This window comes from Streptomyces sp. NPDC004284, from assembly GCF_042874035.1.
GTDB lineage: Bacteria > Actinomycetota > Actinomycetes > Streptomycetales > Streptomycetaceae > Streptomyces.
In genome coordinates, this window is record NZ_JBIAMJ010000001.1 from 297,485 (window position 1) to 314,658 (window position 17,174).

The 17,174-nt window shown below is 73.9% G+C and carries 14 protein-coding genes; 12 read left to right on the forward strand and 2 right to left on the reverse strand.

From position 1 onward, the window contains the following. Position 1 precedes the first annotated feature (1 nt). Complete coding sequence (deoC, locus tag ACFYUS_RS01420; RefSeq protein WP_086831825.1) at positions 2 to 961, reverse strand: deoxyribose-phosphate aldolase; 960 nt, start codon at positions 959 to 961, stop codon at positions 2 to 4. Between the two features lie 256 nt (positions 962 to 1,217). Here deoC and ACFYUS_RS01425 point away from each other — a divergent pair, with 256 nt between their 5' ends. From ACFYUS_RS01425 to ACFYUS_RS01480, 12 genes are all read left to right on the forward strand, one after another. Next, a complete protein-coding gene (locus ACFYUS_RS01425) occupies positions 1,218 to 2,696 on the forward strand; it encodes a hypothetical protein (protein WP_388844375.1) in 1,479 nt (492 codons plus the stop codon). A gap of 206 nt (positions 2,697 to 2,902) precedes the next feature. Continuing rightward, the gene (locus tag ACFYUS_RS01430; protein ID WP_388844377.1) at positions 2,903 to 3,520 is read left to right on the forward strand and encodes a class F sortase; all 618 of its coding nucleotides are present in this window, start codon (positions 2,903 to 2,905) and stop codon (positions 3,518 to 3,520) included. Between the two features lie 34 nt (positions 3,521 to 3,554). Further along, on the forward strand, positions 3,555 to 4,226 hold the full coding sequence (locus ACFYUS_RS01435; protein WP_388844379.1) for a PH domain-containing protein: 672 nt from the start codon (positions 3,555 to 3,557) through the stop codon (positions 4,224 to 4,226). Positions 4,227 to 4,368: 142 nt separating this feature from the next. Next, positions 4,369 to 4,740, forward strand: a complete 372-nt coding sequence (locus ACFYUS_RS01440) for a DUF1508 domain-containing protein (RefSeq protein ID WP_388844381.1) — start codon at positions 4,369 to 4,371, stop codon at positions 4,738 to 4,740. A gap of 385 nt (positions 4,741 to 5,125) precedes the next feature. Next, positions 5,126 to 6,133: a phosphate ABC transporter permease subunit PstC gene (pstC, locus tag ACFYUS_RS01445; RefSeq protein WP_388844383.1), complete on the forward strand. Its 1,008-nt coding sequence runs from the start codon at positions 5,126 to 5,128 to the stop codon at positions 6,131 to 6,133. Positions 6,134 to 6,146: 13 nt separating this feature from the next. Beyond that, entirely contained in the window at positions 6,147 to 7,349 is a 1,203-nt protein-coding gene (gene pstA, locus ACFYUS_RS01450; RefSeq protein ID WP_388844385.1) for a phosphate ABC transporter permease PstA, read from the forward strand. Further along, positions 7,346 to 9,145: a phosphate ABC transporter substrate-binding protein PstS gene (gene pstS / locus ACFYUS_RS01455; protein ID WP_388844386.1), complete on the forward strand. Its 1,800-nt coding sequence runs from the start codon at positions 7,346 to 7,348 to the stop codon at positions 9,143 to 9,145. Before pstA ends, pstS begins: the two co-directional genes overlap by 4 nt. Continuing rightward, positions 9,142 to 11,688 carry a hypothetical protein gene (locus tag ACFYUS_RS01460; protein WP_388844388.1) on the forward strand — a complete coding sequence of 849 codons (2,547 nt, stop codon included), beginning with the start codon at positions 9,142 to 9,144 and terminating at the stop codon, positions 11,686 to 11,688. The genes pstS and ACFYUS_RS01460 overlap by 4 nt, the downstream gene beginning before the upstream one ends. Positions 11,689 to 11,818: 130 nt before the next feature. Continuing rightward, positions 11,819 to 12,793: a hypothetical protein gene (locus ACFYUS_RS01465; protein WP_388844390.1), complete on the forward strand. Its 975-nt coding sequence runs from the start codon at positions 11,819 to 11,821 to the stop codon at positions 12,791 to 12,793. Positions 12,794 to 12,909: 116 nt separating this feature from the next. Beyond that, positions 12,910 to 14,142, forward strand: coding sequence for a hypothetical protein (locus tag ACFYUS_RS01470; RefSeq protein ID WP_388844391.1), 1,233 nt, complete (start codon positions 12,910 to 12,912; stop codon positions 14,140 to 14,142). Continuing rightward, the gene (locus ACFYUS_RS01475) at positions 14,139 to 15,014 is read left to right on the forward strand and encodes a sortase (protein WP_388844393.1); all 876 of its coding nucleotides are present in this window, start codon (positions 14,139 to 14,141) and stop codon (positions 15,012 to 15,014) included. Before ACFYUS_RS01470 ends, ACFYUS_RS01475 begins: the two co-directional genes overlap by 4 nt. A gap of 131 nt (positions 15,015 to 15,145) precedes the next feature. Continuing rightward, positions 15,146 to 15,958 carry a phosphate ABC transporter ATP-binding protein gene (locus ACFYUS_RS01480; protein WP_388845950.1) on the forward strand — a complete coding sequence of 271 codons (813 nt, stop codon included), beginning with the start codon at positions 15,146 to 15,148 and terminating at the stop codon, positions 15,956 to 15,958. 6 nt (positions 15,959 to 15,964) lie between these two features. Here ACFYUS_RS01480 and ACFYUS_RS01485 read toward each other — a convergent pair whose 3' ends face one another. Further along, entirely contained in the window at positions 15,965 to 17,116 is a 1,152-nt protein-coding gene (locus ACFYUS_RS01485; protein WP_388844395.1) for a mannosyltransferase family protein, read from the reverse strand. Positions 17,117 to 17,174 lie beyond the last annotated feature (58 nt).

Sequence of the window (17,174 nt, forward strand, 5' to 3'; positions counted from 1 at the left end):
ATCAGTCCACCGTCACGTAATCGGGGCCGGAGTAACGGCCGGTCGCCAGCTTCTGGCGCTGCATCAGCAGGTCGTTGAGCAGGCTGGAAGCGCCGAAGCGGAACCAGTGGTTGTCCAGCCAGTCCTCGCCCACGGTCTCGTTGACGAGGACGAGGAACTTGATCGCTTCCTTGGTGTTGCGGATGCCGCCGGCCGGCTTCACGCCGATCTGCACGCCGGTCTGCGCGCGGAAGTCGCGCACGGCCTCCAGCATGAGGAGGGTGTTCGCCGGGGTGGCGTTGACCGCGACCTTGCCGGTCGAGGTCTTGATGAAGTCCGCGCCGGCCATCATGCCGAGCCAGGAGGCGCGGCGGATGTTGTCGTACGTGGAGAGCTCGCCGGTCTCGAAGATCACCTTGAGGCGGGCGCGGTCGCCGCACTCCGCCTTGATCGCGGCGATCTGCTCGAAGACCTCCATGTACCGGCCGGCGAGGAAGGCGCCACGGTCGATGACCATGTCGATCTCGTCGGCGCCGGCGGCGATCGCGTCGGCCGTGTCGGCCAGCTTCACGGGGAGCGCGGCGCGTCCGGCCGGGAAGGCGGTGGCGACCGAGGCGACCTTGACGCCCGAGCCCGCGACGGCGGCCTTGGCGGTGGCCACCATGTCGGGGTAGACGCAGACGGCGGCGGTCTTCGGGGTCGTGCGGTCGGTCGGATCGGGGTTGACGGCCTTGGCGGCGAGCGCCCGGACCTTGCCCGGGGTGTCCGCGCCTTCGAGCGTCGTCAGGTCGATCATGGAAATGGCCAGGTCGATGGCGTACGCCTTGGCCGTGGTCTTGATCGAGCGGGTGCCGAGGGACGCGGCGCGCGCCTCCAGGCCGACGGCGTCGACGCCGGGCAGCCCGTGGAGGAAGCGGCGCAGCGCACTGTCGGACGCGGTCACGTCGGCGAAAGCGGATGCTGCGGATGCAGTGGTGGGCATGGTCACCAGTCGAGCATATCTACGCGCGTAGCGACCTGTACAGGGGAGCCCCTTCGTGGAGCCCGAGGTCACACGGGGTCCGGCGGCGTGGTGACCCCTGTCACACGCTCGTGACATGGAGCGGACAGGTCCCTCATACAAGATCTTTAAATTCTTTATCAGCAGCCAGCCAGACCTCACCGGCCCTTCCCGAACGAGACGTCAGCCAGGCATGCGGCTCTTCTTCATCCACCTCTGACTTGCCTCAGGAGTCGTTATGCGCACCGCCCTTCGCACCGCCCTCGCCACCGCGCTCGTCGCCGGCGTCGTCGCCACCCCGGCCCTCGCGGCCGGCAGCGCCTTCGCCGCCGGTACGGCCCCGGCGCCGACGGCCACCGCGAGTGCCCCTGCGAAGGGCGCCGGCCCGGCTGCCGTCAAGCCCGCGACCGAGACCACCAAGCCCACGGCCGAGCCCACCGCGCCGGCCGCCGAGGCCGCCCCCGACGCCGACGTCCTGGTCCGCACCGTCGAGCTCGACGGCGGCCTGACCGCCAAGGTGTACAACCGGGGCACCCAGCACCGTTACTTCACCGCCACCGTCCTGCGCGGCACCCACGTGCTGGGCGAGCTGAAGGCGGGCGGCGGCTACGGTGCCAAGGTCTCCGGGCTCTTCTACGGCTACGTCGTCACCCTGGACGCCGAGGGCAAGGTGACCTCCGCCGAGCCCGGCCCCGAGCACGCCACGCTGATCCGCACCGAGAAGCTGGTCACCGGCAGGACCGCCAAGATCTACAAGCTCCAGGAGGGCATCTACTTCGCCGAGCTGTTCCGCGACGGCCGCAAGGTCGGCGAGCTCCACTCGGCGGTCCAGTCCGTCGCCGACTGGGACCCCAGCACCGAGTACTTCGTCCTGAACCCGGACGGCACCACCTACAACTGGATCGGGACCTCCGCCCCCACCAAGCCCGGCCACTACCGCCTCGCGGACGGCACGATCCTGGAGGTCGGTGAGAAGGACGGCTACTACGGCCTCCAGCTCATCGACCCGGCCACCGGCAAGGGCCGCGGCTTCACCTACCTCCGCGGCGGCAACCGCAAGGTTTGGTTCTACGGCAAGGCCGTCGTCGTCCTGGAGTCGTCCGGCAGCTTCGCCGCGTACGTCCCGGGCCAGGCCAAGCAGGCCGCGCCGCAGCCGATCGCCCCCACGGTCACGACCCCGCCGCCGGCGAAGGTCCTGGAAGGCCCGTTCGTCATCGGCAAGTGCACGGTCACCGAGGAGATCCAGTCCTCCTTCGGCCAGGATTGGCTCCTCGTCATCACCAACGACCTGGCCAAGGGCCCCTGGGCCGTGCTCAAGAACCCCCAGCACGACGTCGTCTCCAGGGTCGACCGCGTCCACCCCGTCGACACGGTCAACGGCCTGCGCATCGACGGCGCGAACACCACCACCCCGCGCTTCGGGCAGCGCACTCAGGGCGGCGACACGCCGTACCGCTACAACGACTTCCCCGCGCTGCCCAAGGGCTGCGACGCGTCCACCGCCCCCGCCCCGGCGTCCGCGGGCTCCAACGGCTCCACCCCTCAGGGCGGCCAGACCTCCGTCGTCCCGCAGGGCGGCGTCGCGGCCGGTGCCGAGTTCGGTGCCGAGGAGGGCTCCGGCGCGCTGGTCGCAGCCGGTGCCGGTGCCGCCTCGCTGGCCGCCGCCGGGCTCGGCTTCATGGTGCTGCGCCGCCGCTCCGCCGCGGCCCGCGTCTGACCCGTACCGCCCGTCGTACCCCGCTCCCCGCCCCTTGACCCGAGCCCGGAGCACGTCACCCCACCCCCGGGGGGGGGGGGGGGGGGGGGGGGGGGGGGGGGGGGCGGCGGGCCGCCCCCCCCCCCGCCCCCCCCCCCCCCCCCGCGGCCCCCCCCCCCCCCCCCCCCCCCCCCCCCGGCCGCACCCCGTCGTCCCGGAGCCCCCGCATGCGCCGCCGTACCCTCACCGCTGCCGTCCTCCTCCTGGCCGCCCTCACCGGCTGCTCCGCCCAGGCCGGTCCGACCGCCACCACCCCGCCCGCCCGGATCGCGGAAGCCACCGCCCCGGCCCCCACCGCCTCCGCCGCGCCCGTGAAGCCGCTCGCCCGCTCGCTGCCCGTGCGGGTCCAGCTGCCCTCGGCCGCCGTGGACGCCCGGGGCATCCTCGACCTCGGCCTGAACGCCGACGGCACCGTCGAGGTGCCCTCCGTCGCCGAGGCCGACCGGATCGGCTGGTACGACAAGGGCGTCACGCCCGGCGAGACCGGCCCCGCCGTCCTCATCGGCCACTTCGACACCGTCCGCGGCCCGGCCGTCCTCAAGAACGTGTCCAAGGTCCGGGTCGGCGACGAGATCACCGTGACCCGCGCCGACGGCACGACCGCCGTCTTCCGGGTCCGGGAGCTGGAGCAGGTCGACAAGCACGCCTTCCCCACCACCAAGGTGTACGGGAACACCGAGCGCCCCGAGCTGCGCCTCGTCACCTGCGGCGGGGAGCTGGTCGACGGCCACCGCCCCGACAACATCATCGTGTACGCGGATCTCGTGGCCGCGCGGGCCGCCTGAGCCGTCCCCCGGCCGCTGAGGCACAATCGGCGGCATGACGACCCCCGAGCCGACCCCCGAGCCCAGCCACGAGCCGAGCCGCGAGTCGACCCCCGCGCAGCCGTCCGCCGCCACCGTCTTCCGGTCACCCCTCGGCATCGCGAGCGGGGTCTTCCTGCTGCTCCTCGCGGCCCTGTTCGCCGGGGACGCGATGGTCCGGGGCGAGGGCCGCACGCCCTGGTTCGCGCTCGCGGGCCTCGTCCTCGCCGTCCCGCTGATCATCGCCTTCACGATCCGGCCCGCCGTGTACGCCGAGGACGACCGGCTCCGGATCCGCAACCCGTTCCGGTCGATCACGCTGCCCTGGGCCGCGGTCGCCGACGTCCGCGCCGGCTACTCCAGCGAGGTCTTCACCCAGGAGGGCGCCAAGTACCAGCTGTGGGCGATCCCCGTCTCGCTGCGCCAGCGGAAGAAGGCCGCCCGCCAGGCCGCCCGCGCCTCCCAGGACGATCCGCACGGCCGTACCTCCGTCACCGCCGACGTCCGGGACAGCGCCTCCCGGATCGCGCCCAGCGACAAGACCGTCGCCGACCTGCGCGAGCTCGCCGAGCTGCGGAGCGGGGCCCCGGGCGCGCAGGGCGAGCCGCAGGTGCGCTGGGCGTACGAGATCGTCGGCCCCGCCGTGGCCGGGCTGCTGCTCCTCGTGATCCTGCTCGCCACCGGCTGAGCCGCACGGGTCGCCGGGTCGCCGGGCCGGATGTCCGAGGGGCAACGGCCCGGTGAAGTGTGCGACCGTCACATGGTTTAGCGCCCAACTGTCACGGCCGTCTCCATAGATTGCCCCTGCCGAGACTGTGGGGGTGGGGGCGATGACCAAGGACACCGGTGTGTCCGGGACGCGTTGTCTGGTCGACATGGGGGCCGACGGACGGTACGGATGGCGACTCGTCGCCCAGAACGGAAGGGTCGTCGCGCGGTCGGGGGGCTGCTACGACGACCACGACGGCTGCCGCGAGGCCTTCACCGCGCTCTGCGCGGGACACGCGGCCATGGCCGGCGGGGTGCAGCACACCGCCGGGGGCAACGGCTGGGTCTGGCTCCTCCGCGACGCCGAGGGCCGCACCACCGCCCTCTCCGGCCGCTCCTACGAACGCCACTCCACCTGCCGCACCGCCTACGAGCGCTTCCGTGCCCTGATCGCCGTGGAGGGCACCCGATGGGCCTCGACCGCCTTACGGTGAAGGTGAAGGGGCCGACGCCTGTCGAGCGCCTCGCGTCAGCGGCCCGGTGCCTGCTGGGTGCCTCGCGCCGGTGGTCCCGGTGCCTGTCGAGTGCTTTGCGGTGGTGGCCGTCCCGGTGCCTGCTGGGTGCCTTGCGTCAGCGGCCCGGTGCCTGCTGGGTGCCTCGCCTCGGTGGTCCCGGTGCCTGTCGAGTGCTTTGCGGTGGTGGCCGTCCCGGTGCCTGCTGGGTGCCTCGCGCCGGTGGTCCCGGTGCCTGCCGCGCGCCTCGCGTCGGTGGCCCGGTCCGCACTCAACCGGCCTACGGTGAACGGAAGTTGCCCCGCGCACTCCCCTCGTTCACATCGCGTCGCGCGCGAGGAAACCGGGCCGGACTTACGTCCTTCCCGTGACGACCGAGACCCTTGACCAGCGGCCCGCGGACACCCCGAGACGGCTCCATGCCGACCCCGGCCTGCCCGACCGGGTCTTCCGCACCGTCGCCCGCACCGGCGGCGGGCTCGTCCTCGCGGTCATGCTCCTCGTCGGCGGCTTTCTGCTGCACCGCGCCTGGCAGGCCCTCGACCGCGCCGGACCGTCCTTCCTCACCACGGAGAGCTGGGAGCCGGACGCCGGGCGCTTCGGCATCGCCGCCGTCCTCCTCGGCACCGTCCTGATCGCCCTCGTCGCGATCACCGTGGCCGTCCCGCTCGCCACCGGCGCCGCGCTCTACATCTCCGAGTACGCCCCGCCCCGGCTGCGCCGCACCCTGATCTCCACCGTCGACCTCATGGCCGCCGTGCCGTCCGTCGTCTACGGCCTCTGGGGCGTCTTCTGGCTGGAGGAGTCGATCCTCCCGATCGCCCGCTGGATCGCCACGTACCTCGGCTGGATCCCCTTCCTCCGCGTCGACGGCGCCGACCCGGACGACCCGCTCGCCCCGCCCACCGTCTACACCTCGTCGACCTTCGTCGCCGGGCTCGTCGTCGCCATGATGGTCGCGCCGATCATCTGCTCGATCATGCGCGAGGTCTTCTCCCAGGCCCCGGCGGGCGAACGCGAGGGCGCCTACGCGCTGGGCGCGACCCGCTGGGGCATGATCCGCAGCGTCGTCCTGCCCTTCGGCAAGGGCGGCATGATCGGCGGCACGATGCTCGGCCTCGGCCGCGCCCTCGGCGAGACCATCGCCGTCTACATGGTCATCTCGCAGGTCTTCACCATCCAGTGGCACGTCCTGCAGACCGGCACCAGTTCGGTGTCCTCCCTCATCGCCCTGCGCTACGGCGAGGCCACCCCCTTCGGCATGTCCGCCCTGATGGCGGCCGGCTTCGCCCTCTTCGTCATGACCCTGATCGTCAACTTCGCCGCCTCGTCCATCGTCGCCCGCAGCCGCTCCGGCGCCACCAGCGACGCGTAACCAGGGGGAACCCATGACCATCGCCCCGGAGCGGCCGGCGCTGCGACCGCCCGCCGAGCAGGCCCCGCCGCCAGGACCCGAGCGGCGGCGCGCCACCGGCACCCTGCGCGCCTCCGACGTGTACGCGGTGCTCGGCGCCGCGGCCGCCGCCCTCGCCCTCACCTGGCTGCTCTTCGCCCGCCTGCTGCCCTTCAGCGGCACCGTCGGCTTCGTCCTCGTCGCGTACGCCCTCTTCCTCGGGCTCTACGCGCTGCTGGTCTCCTTCGACGAGGACGGGCCCGCCGTCCGCGACCGGCTCGCCGGGGTCGTCGTCCGCACCCTGGGCCTCGTCCTCCTCGCCGTCCTCGTCTTCGTCGTCGCCTTCACCCTCTGGGAGGGGCGCAAGGCCCTCGTCCACCTCAACTTCTTCACCGAGGACATGGGCCTCGCCGGGCCCCTCGAACCCCTCGACGTCGGCGGCATCCTGCACGCCGTCGTCGGCACCCTCGAACAGGTCGGCATCGCGCTCGTGCTGACCGTGCCCGCCGGGATCGTCTGCGCGGTCTTCCTCACCGAGGTGCCGGGCCCCTTCGCGCGCCTGGTCCGCACGGTCGTCGAGGCCATGACCGCACTGCCCTCGATCGTCGCGGGCCTGTTCGTCTACGCGACCGTCATCCTGGCCCTGGGCATGGAGCGCTCCGGCCTCGCCGCCTCGCTCGCTCTCTCCGTGATGATGCTGCCGATCATCATCCGCGCCGCCGACGTCGTCATCCGGCTCGTCCCCGGGACGCTGCGGGAGGCCTCGTACGCCATGGGGTCCTCGCGCTGGCGCACGGTCTGGCACGTCGTCCTGCCGACCGCCCGCTCCGGGCTCACCACGGCCGTCATCCTCGGCACCGCGCGCGGGGTGGGGGAGACCTCGCCGGTGCTGCTGACCGCCGGCTTCACCGCCGAACTGAACGCCCTGCCGACCTCCGGCGCCCAGGTCTCCCTGCCGCTCGCCACCTTCGAGCTCGTCAAGTCGCCCGAACCGAACATGATCGCCCGCGGCTTCGGCACCGCCGCCGTCCTCATGCTGCTCGTCCTGCTCCTCTTCGTCCTCGCCCGGATCGCGGGCGGGCGCGGGCCCGGGCAGCTGACGAAGCGCCAGGAGCGGCGCCGGGCCGAGGCGTCCAGGCGCGACGCCGCCCGATACGACGCCGCAGAGCGATCCGTACCTTCCAGGAGTACGCCGTGAGACCCGTGTCCGTCACCCGCACCCTCCTGGGCCCGGCCGCCGTCCTGTGCGCGCTGCTCGCCCTCCTCGTCCGGCCGCCCGCCGCGCAGGCCGCCGGCTACACCAAGATCACCGGCTCCGGCTCCACCTGGAGCTCCAACGCCGTCGAGCAGTGGCGCCGCAACATCGGCGCCAACGTCGGCCTCACGGTCAACTTCAACGCCAACGGCTCCTCGCAGGGCCGCGAGCAGTTCAAGAACGGCACCGTCGACTTCGCCGTCTCCGAGATCCCGTACGGCCTCAGGGACGGCAACGCCACCGACGTCCCGCCCAGCCGCGGCTACGCCTACATGCCGATCGTCGCCGGCGGCACCTCCTTCATGTACAACCTGCGCATCGGCGGTCGCCAGGTCACCAACCTGCGCCTCTCCGGGCCCGTCCTCGCGAAGGTCTTCACCGGGCGGCTGACCATGTGGAACGCGCCCGAGATCAAGGCCGACAACCCCGGCCTGACGCTCCCCGCCCGGCGCATCGTCCCGGTCGTGCGCTCCGACGGCTCGGGCACCACCGCCCAGTTCACCACCTGGCTCGCCAAGGAGCACGGCGACGTCTGGAACGACTACTGCCGCCGCGCCGGCCGCCAGACGCCCTGCGGGATGACCTCGTACTTCCCCGTCGTCCCCGGCACCACCACCGTCGCCAAGTCCGGCTCGCTCGGCGTCTCCGCGCACGTCCGGCAGCCGCAGGGCGAGGGCGCCATCACCTACGTCGAGTACTCGTACGCCGTCAACGCCCACTTCCCGGTCGTCAAGGTCCTCAACGCCGCCGGGTACTACGTCGAACCGACCGCCTCCAGTGTCGCCGTGGCCCTGCTGAAGGCCCGGATCAACGACGACAGGAACTCCACCGACTACCTCACGCAGATCCTCGACGGCGTCTACCGCTCCACCGACAGGCGCAGCTACCCGCTCTCCAGCTACAGCTACATGATCGTCCCCACCAGCACGGCCGCCCCGCACACCGAGGAGAAGGGCCGCTCGCTCGGCACCTTCGCCCGCTACTTCCTCTGCGAGGGCCAGCAGCAGGCCGAGGAGCTCGGCTACTCGCCGCTGCCGAGGAACCTCGTCCAGGCGGGCTTCGAGCAGGTCCGCCGGATACCCGGGGCGCCCACCGGCGCCGTCGACCTGTCCGACTGCCGCAACCCCACCTTCTCGGCGGACGGCACCAACACCCTCGCCAAGAACGCTCCGATGCCGAAGGACTGCGACAAGCGCGGGACGACCCAGTGCGCCGACGGCACGGGCGGCGCGCGCGGCACGAACACACAGGTGAACCAGGGAGGTTCGACCTCCGGATCGGGCAACGGGTCCGCTTCCGGCGGTGGTTCGGCGAACGGTTCCCCGGGCACCTCGGCCGGCTCCTCCGGTGGTTCCGGCGCGAGCGGCGGTACGGGCTCCGCCGCCGGCCCGGGCTCCGGTTCCGCCGCCGCCTCCGGCGCCTCCGCGAGCGGCGGGGGCACGGGCTCCGCCGGCGCCGCGACCGGGGGCGGCGGGGCCGTCGACCCCGACACCGGCGAGGTGATCAGCGGCGACGCGGCCGGCGGTACGGGCTCCGGCGGCGGCCAGGGCGGCGGCGGGGACCCCGGCGCCGTCGGGATCGCCGGCACCCCGGTCACCCTCGCCGCCGACACGGGCGGCGGACTGCGCGGACTGCTCATGGCCCTCTCGGCCGTCCTGCTCCTCGCGACCGTCGTCGGACCCCCGCTCGTCGGCCGCGCCCTCGCCGCCCGCGCCCAGCGCACCGGAGGCACCCGATGAGGACGCGTACCGGCGTACGCCGCAAGGCCGTCGGCGTCGGCGCCCTCCTCGCCGCCGTCCTGCTCGCCCTGCTCCCGCCGGCGCCGGGCCCCGAGGCGGCGGCCGCCGAGAGCGGGAGCTCGGCCGTCACCAAGCGCGGCTCCAAGGGGCCGTACGACGACTTCTCGGACCTCGAAGTCACCGTCCACCAGACGAGGAACCTGCGCGCGCAGGGCCTGCGGGTCACCTGGAAGGGCGGGAGGCCGACCCAGGGCTTCAACACCGACTACCTCCAGATCATGCAGTGCTGGGGCGACGACCCGGCCGGACCGAAGCGCGAGCAGTGCCAGTTCGGCGCCGGGGTCACCAGCGGCGGCAACTTCGGCACCCACATCGCCCGGCGGGAGCTCGTGCCCGGCACCGACCCACTGGAGAAGGAGTACGCCGAGCCGATCCCCGACCCCGACGTCCCCGGGCAGCTGACCAGCCCGTTCGTGCCCTTCACGCCCGTGTCGGGGCCGCCGACGAAGAAGGTCACCGACTGGACCTACTTCAGCTCCGGCGACACCAACGAGCAGTTCTTCGTCGCCACCCAGCCCGACGGCACCGGCGAGACCGCCTTCGACCTCCAGACCACGAGGGAGGCCCCGCACCTCGGCTGCGGCGACCCGATCGGCACCGGCGCGCAGGCGCGCGGCCGGGGCTGCTGGCTCGTCGTGGTGCCCCGGGGCTCCCACGAGCCCGACGGCACGACCGGCAACAACCACCGGCCGAACACCTCCCCGTTCTCCACCACCAACTGGGACCGGCGGATCGTCTTCCCGCTCGACTTCCTGCCGGTCCGCGAGCCCTGCCCCACGGACAAGGCCGAGCGCCGCATGACCGGCTCCGAACTCGTCACCGACGCCGTCACGTCCTGGCAGTCGGCCCTCTGCGCCGACGGCACCAGCCGCTTCACCTTCACCCAGCGGGGCGAGGACCTGGCCCGCAGCGGCCTGCTGAACCCGACGTCCACCTCGCCCGGCCTCGCCTTCACCGTCCGACCGGTGGAGGGCACCGGCTTCGTGCACGCGCCCGTCGCCGTCGACGGACTCACCGTGGGCTTCTTCTGGGAGGCCGGCGGCATCGGCCTCGTCGAGGACCTCAGGCTGAGCCCCCGCCTCCTCGCGAAGCTGCTCACCGCCTCGTACCCGTACGACGTCCGGTACCTCACCGACACCGCCCCCGTCCCCGACCACCTGAAGGGGAACCCGGAATCCATCGTCCGCGACCCGGAATTCCTGGAACTGAATCCGGAATTCCAGCGCTCCCCGCAGGCGCCCCAGGTCTACCCCGGCGGAATCCTCCTCGCCGCCGACCGCTCCGACAGTGCCCGGATCGTCTGGGACTATCTGCGGTCCGACAAGGAAGCGCGAGATTTCCTGGAGGGAAAGAAAGACCCCTGGGGGATGCGGGTCAACCCGTACTTCAAGGAACTCGGGCTCGCCGCGAACGGCGCCGACGAATTCATGAAGGCGGACCCCACGGAGACCGAACTCGTCTCGAACGACAAGACCATCAGGTACGGCATGATCGACCGCTCGCCCTACGCGCTCGACATGCACGACGCCGCCCGCTGGGTGCGGCGGGGCACGAACAACGCGAAGGACCAGGCACAGTACGACCCCGTGACCAACGGGCCGAAGCTCGTCGGCCGGGACGTCCTGATCGGCCAGCGGCACGCCTACGGCATCACCGACACCGCGTCCGCGTCCCGCTACCAGCTCCAGATCGCCGCCCTGCGGAACGCCGACGGCGCCTACGTGCGGCCCACCACGACGTCCCTGCTCAAGGCGGTCGAGCAGTTCGAGGACTCGGCCGTGCCCGGCGTCCTCGCCCCCGATCCGGCCCGCGCCAGGAACGGCGCCTACCCGCTGACGACGGTGACCTACGCCGTCTCCTCCACCGCCCTCCCGGCCGACGCCCGCAGGGACTACGCGCGCGTGCTGCGGTACGCGGCCGGGCCCGGCCAGCGGCAGGGCACCGCCCCCGGCGAACTGCCCTTCGGGTACGCCCCGCTGCCCGCGAAGCTGAAGGCCCAGGCCGCCGCCGCGGCCGACCGCCTGGAGCACGGGGCCCCGGCGGGACCCGGCCCCACCGGATCCGACGGCGGAACGAGCGCGGGCACGGGGGCGGGATCGGCGTCCGGGGCGGACTCCGGCCCGGGCTCCGCCTCCGGTTCCGGCTCGGGCTCCGGCGGTACGGGTGCCGGCGGCTCCGGCGCGGGAGCGAGCGGCGGTGCGGGAGGGGGCACGGGCGCCGGTACGGGCACGGCCTCGCCGTCCGCGGGCCCGGCCCCGGCCTCCGGCGGGGGCGCGGACGGAGGTTCCCCCGCCCGGCAGCTGGCCGGCACCGGCAGCACCCCCTCCCAGGTCCTCGGCGTCATCCGCTGGGTGCTGCTCTCCGTCCTGGTCGCCGGCGGTCTCGCCGGGCTCGCCGGACCCGCGTTCCTGAGAATCGCGGGCCGTCGCCGGATTCCCCAGGATTCACCTAGGACAGGAATTCGTCACCTAAAGAGCGGCTGAACGTTGTGGTCGCCCCGCGGCCCGTAAGGAATCGTAGTTCCCGGCCGGTCGACGGACCGGCCGGATAAAGAATCCGGATTCTGCTTGTGCGTCCATTCCATGTCATCCGTTTTCGCGGAGGAGATCAGAAGTGAACGTCAAGTCCCGCGCTCGTATCGGTGCCGCCCTCGGTGTGGCCGCCCTCGGTCTCGGTGTCGCCCTCGCCCCCGCCGCGCAGGCCGACCCCAGCCCGGTCACCCAGTACCGCACGCTCGCCGGCGTCGGCTCCGACACGACCCAGGACGTCGTGAACGGCCTCGGCAACGTCGTCGTCAATGCCCTCGGCCAGAAGGTCATCGCCTCCTGGGACGCCACCGGCACCGCCACCATCAAGACCAAGGCGACCGGCTGCGTCATCAACCGCCCGAACGGCTCCTCGGCCGGCATCGACGCCCTGCGCAACGCCGTGGACACCAACTCCGGCTGCCTCGACTTCGCCCGCTCCTCGCGCGGCCCGGCCGACACCAGCACCACGGACCTGACCTGGATCCCCTTCGCCAAGGACGCGGTGTCCTGGGTGAAGCGCTCCGACAGCGCCCTGCCGTCCGACCTGACGGCCGCGCAGCTGAAGGCGATCTACGAGTGCACCACGACCTCCCTCAACGGCGTCGCGCTCACCCCGATCCTGCCGCAGTCCAACTCCGGCACCCGCGCCTTCTTCCTCGCCTCCATCGGCGTGACCGCGCCCGGCGCCTGCGTCCAGCAGGGCGTCCAGGAGAACGACGGCACCGTCCTCGACTCCGCCGGTGACATCGCCCCGTACTCCGTCGCCCAGTACACGGCGCAGGAGAAGGCCGTCGTCACCGACCGCCGCGGCGCCGCCGTCCTCGGCTCCGTCGGCACCGTCGCGCCCCGCAACACCGACAAGACGCTCAACCTCGCCTTCCCCTTCACCCGTGACGTCTACAACGTCGTCCCGACCGCCAAGCTGACCAACTCGACGATCGCGTCGACCTTCGTCGGCTCCTCCTCCAAGGTCTGCGCCGCCGGCACCACCATCACCAACTACGGCTTCGGCACCCTCGGCACCGCCTGCGGCGCCACGGCCATCAAGGGCGAGCGCTGACCACCGCCCCCTCCTGACCGCACACCGGCCGGGCACCCCCGTGGTGCCCGGCCCCACGGCGTACCCCGCCCACCCCGGCCCACTCCTCGTCATCCGCCCCGGAGGAACCCCGCCCCATGAACCCGGTCGCACAGCTCAGATCACCCGTGGCACTGCTCACGGCACTCGCCCTCCTCTGCGGCACCCTGGCGATCGTCCTCGCCGTGTCCACGCCCGCCGGCGCCGCCACCCGGCACGGCACCTTCACCCTCACCCCCGCCTCGGGCCCGGTCTCCGCCGGACCGACGGCCGTCACCGCGGCCGCCGCCTGCCCGGCGCCCGCCGCCCCGGACAAGCCGTACGTCAAGGGCGTCCTCGTCCTCGTCAACCCCGGCGACCCGACCCTCACCGCGCCCGTCGCCGAGGTCGTCCCCGGCGGCCCGCTCGGCACCACCCCCATGTCCGGCCCGCTCGGCGGCACCGGCGCCGGCTACGCCACGCTCCAGGACCGGCTGCGCGAGATCGTGCCCTCCGGGCCCCTCGACGGCCGCTACGAGCTGCGGCTCTCCTGCGAGACGGCGGACGGCGAGGCGCGCGCCGAGTACTTCTCCCGGATGATCGAGGTCACCGGCGAGAACTGGGCCGCCATCGACCAGCAGGCGACCAACCTGAGCGTCACCGCCGACAGCGCCGACCCGCCCGTCGGCCGCCCCTTCACGATCACCGCCGAGGTCCAGCCGGCCACCGCCGCCGGCACGATCACCTTCCTCACGCTCGTCGAGGACGAGGTCGTCGAGCTCGGCACGAAGGACCTGGTGAACGGCAAGGCGGACATCGGCGCCACCATGCGCGACACGGTCAACGCCGAGTTCCCCGTCCTGGCGCAGTACACGCCCGCCGACCCGGCCGCGTACACCGCCTCGTCCCAGCTCACCAGCTTCTACGCGGGCCCGGCCGTCACGCCCACCCCGACGGGCTCCACGACGCCGACCCCGACCGGCACCGACACCCCGACGCCCACGGGGAGCCCGACGGACGACCCCACCGACGCGCCCACGGACGACCCGACCGACGAGCCCGGCGAAACGGCCTCGCCCACCACGACCCCGACCGCCTCCACCGACACCACGGGCACGACCGGCGGCGGCTCCGACTCCTCCGGCTCCAGCGGCTCCGGCGGTGGCGGAGACACGGGCGGTACGGGCGGTACGGGCGGAGGCTCCACCGGCACCACCACGAACGGCGGCTCCGGCAGCCTCGCCGCCACCGGCACCACCGCCGCCTCCGCCGCGCTCGGCTCGCTCGCCCTCTGCCTCCTCGGCGCGGCCGCCGTGATCCAGACCCGCCGTCGCAAGGCCCGGCGTCCATGACGACCGCGCCGCCCCCCGCCGCCCCCCGTGCCGGGCTCGCCCTGGCCGGGGCGGCCCTGTGCGTCCTCGCCGCCCTGCTCATCGGCTTCGCGGCCAACCTGACGGTCGTCGGCCACCTCCAGCACGCCCGCGACCAGTCCACCGCCTACGACGAGCTGCGCGAGCAACTGGCCCTCGGCACCGCGCCCGTGGGCCAGTCCACCTACGACGGCAAGCCGGTCGCCCCCGGCGCCCCCGTCGCCCTCCTGCGCGTCCCCGCGCTCGGTCTGCGCGAGGTCGTCGCCGAGGGCACCACCTCCGAGGTCCTCATGTCCGGCCCCGGCCACCGCCGGGACACGGCGCTGCCCGGCCAGCCCGGAGTCAGCGTGATCATGGGACGCCAGTGGGGCTACGGCAGCCCCTTCCTCGATGTGCACCGGCTCCCGCCCGGCGCCCGCGTCGAGGTGACGACCGGCCAGGGGAAGGCCGTGTACGAGGTGACGGCCGTCCGCCGCCCCGGCGACCCGCTGCCCGCCCGCCTCGGCCCGGGGGAGGGCCGGCTCACCCTGCTGACCGCGAGCGGCGGCGCGTACACCCCCGAGGGCGTCGTCCGGGTCGACGCGAAGCTGCTCTCCGCCGCGCAGCCCAGCCCGCCCCGGCCGCTGAAGGCCGGCTGGATCACCGCCGCCGAGGAGCCGCTCGCCGGGGAGACCGACGTCTGGCCCGGGATCTTCCTCGGCGTCCAGGGCCTGCTCGCCGCCGCCCTGCTCACCGTCGCCGCCCGCCGCCGCTGGGGCTCCCGGCAGACCTGGGTCACGGCCGTCCCGGTCCTCGTCGCCCTCGGCGTCGTCGTCTCGGGCCAGCTGACCCGGCTCCTCCCCAACCTCCTCTGACCGTGGGGGAGTCCCGCCCCGCGAGCTCTCCGACCTCCTCCGACCGCAAGGGAGTCCCGCCCCGCGAGCTCCCGAACCCCCGCCGACCGCAAGGGAGTCACCCCGTGACCGATCTCGCCGACACCGTCACCCTGCCGCCCGTACCGGCGGGCACCCCGGTCCCGTCCCGGGCCGCCGCGCTCGAGGCCGAGGCCGTCTCCGCCTGGTTCGGCGACCGCAAGGTCCTCGACCGGGTCTCGCTCGCCATGCCCGCCCGCGAGGTCACCGCCCTCATCGGCCCCTCCGGCTGCGGCAAGTCGACCTTCCTGCGCATCCTCAACCGGATGCACGAACTCACCGGCACCGCCTCCCTCGCCGGCCGGGTCCTCCTCGACGGCGCCGACATCTACGACCGGGGCCGCCGCATCACCCACGCCCGCCGCGAGATCGGCATGGTCTTCCAGAAGCCGAACCCGTTCCCCGCGATGTCCCTGTACGAGAACGTCCTCGCCGGCCTGAAGCTCGGCGGCATCCGGGCGGACAGGGCCGCGAAGGACGACCTCGTCGAGGAGTGCCTCACCAGGGCCGGGCTCTGGCGCGAGGTCAAGGACCGGCTGCGGCAGCCCGGCGGGGCGCTCTCCGGCGGCCAGCAGCAGCGGCTCTGCATCGCCCGCTCGCTCGCCGTCCGCCCCCGCGTCCTGCTCATGGACGAGCCCTGCTCGGCGCTCGACCCGACCTCCACCCGGCGCGTCGAGGAGACCATCGCCGAACTGAAGGCCGAGGTCACCGTCGTGATCGTCACCCACAACATGCAGCAGGCGGCCCGCGTCTCCGACTCCTGCGCGTTCTTCCTCGCCGAGCAGGGCACCCCCGGGGTGATCGTCGAACACGGCCCGACGGAGACGGTGTTCGGCTCCCCGAGCGACCCGCGCACGGCCGACTACGTCAACGGCCGCTTCGGCTGAGCCCGTTCACGGGGCGCCGCCCCACACGAGCAGCATGTGGCCGCCCAGCCACGCCGAGGACAGCGCCGCCCCCGCGAGGACGAGGGCGGCGACGTGCCGGCGGGCGCGGGCGATCCCCACGGCGAGCGGCAGCAGCAGCGGGAAGCCCGGCAGCAGGAAGCGGGCGCGGGGGAACCAGACGCCGTCGCTGCCGAGGACGACGAGCAGCAGCACCCCCGTGAACACGAGCAGCGGCACCGGCTGCCGGTCCGCGACGGCGCACACGTACAGCCCGGCGGACAGCAGCAGCACCACCGAGACGACGGCCAGGAAGAACGACGGCGCCGGGCTGTGGACCAGGTACCGCCGCAGCTCCCGCAGGGTCTCCGCGCCCCCGTCCCAGGCGTTCCCCCAGCGCCGCTGCACCTCGAAGTAGCCGTCCCAGCGCCCCCGTACGAGCGCCACCCACCCCACGTACCCGAGCCAGCCCAGCGGCGCCGTCAGGGCGGCGGCCAGGGCCCGCCGCTCGCCCCGGGCGGCGGCGAGCAGCCCCGCCGCGCAGACCGCCGCCGCGACCGCGAGCCCGGTCGGCCGGGTCAGCCCGGCGGCCGCCGCGAGCCCCGCCGCCCACGCCCAGCGCCCGGCGAGCACCGCGTACAGGGCCCAGGCGGCCAGCGCCGTGAACAGCGACTCCGTGTACCCCATCCACTGCACGGCGGCCACCGGCGAGGCGCCCCACAGGACGGCGAGGACCGTGCCGGTCCGGCGCCCGTGCAGCCGGTCGCCGACCGCGAACACCCCCCAGGCGGCGGCCAGCGAGCCCACCACGGCGAGCCCGAGCGCGACCGAGGCGCGCGAGCCGGGCAGGACCGCCGACAGCGCCCGGACGAGCCCGGGGAAGAGCGGGAAGAAGGCGAGGTTCCGGGGGTAGCCCGGCTGGGCCGTGTATCCGTGCCCGGCGATGTCCAGGTACCAGAGCGAGTCCCACGTGCGGGCGAGCAGCGGCCACAGCCCGTGCCCCCGCAGATGCGCCCAGCGGGCGAGCACCGCCAGCCCCAGGAGCCGTACCGCCAGGAAACCGAGCAGCGCCGGGGCCGCGTGCCGCAGCGCGCCGCGCCCCGTGGCCCCGGGGGCGGAGGTACGGGGGGCGGGGACGTACGGCACGGGGGTGACGGACACCGGGTCACCCTGGCGCGCGTCCCCGGCTCACGGTCCACGCTTTGCGTCACGTGTCGCG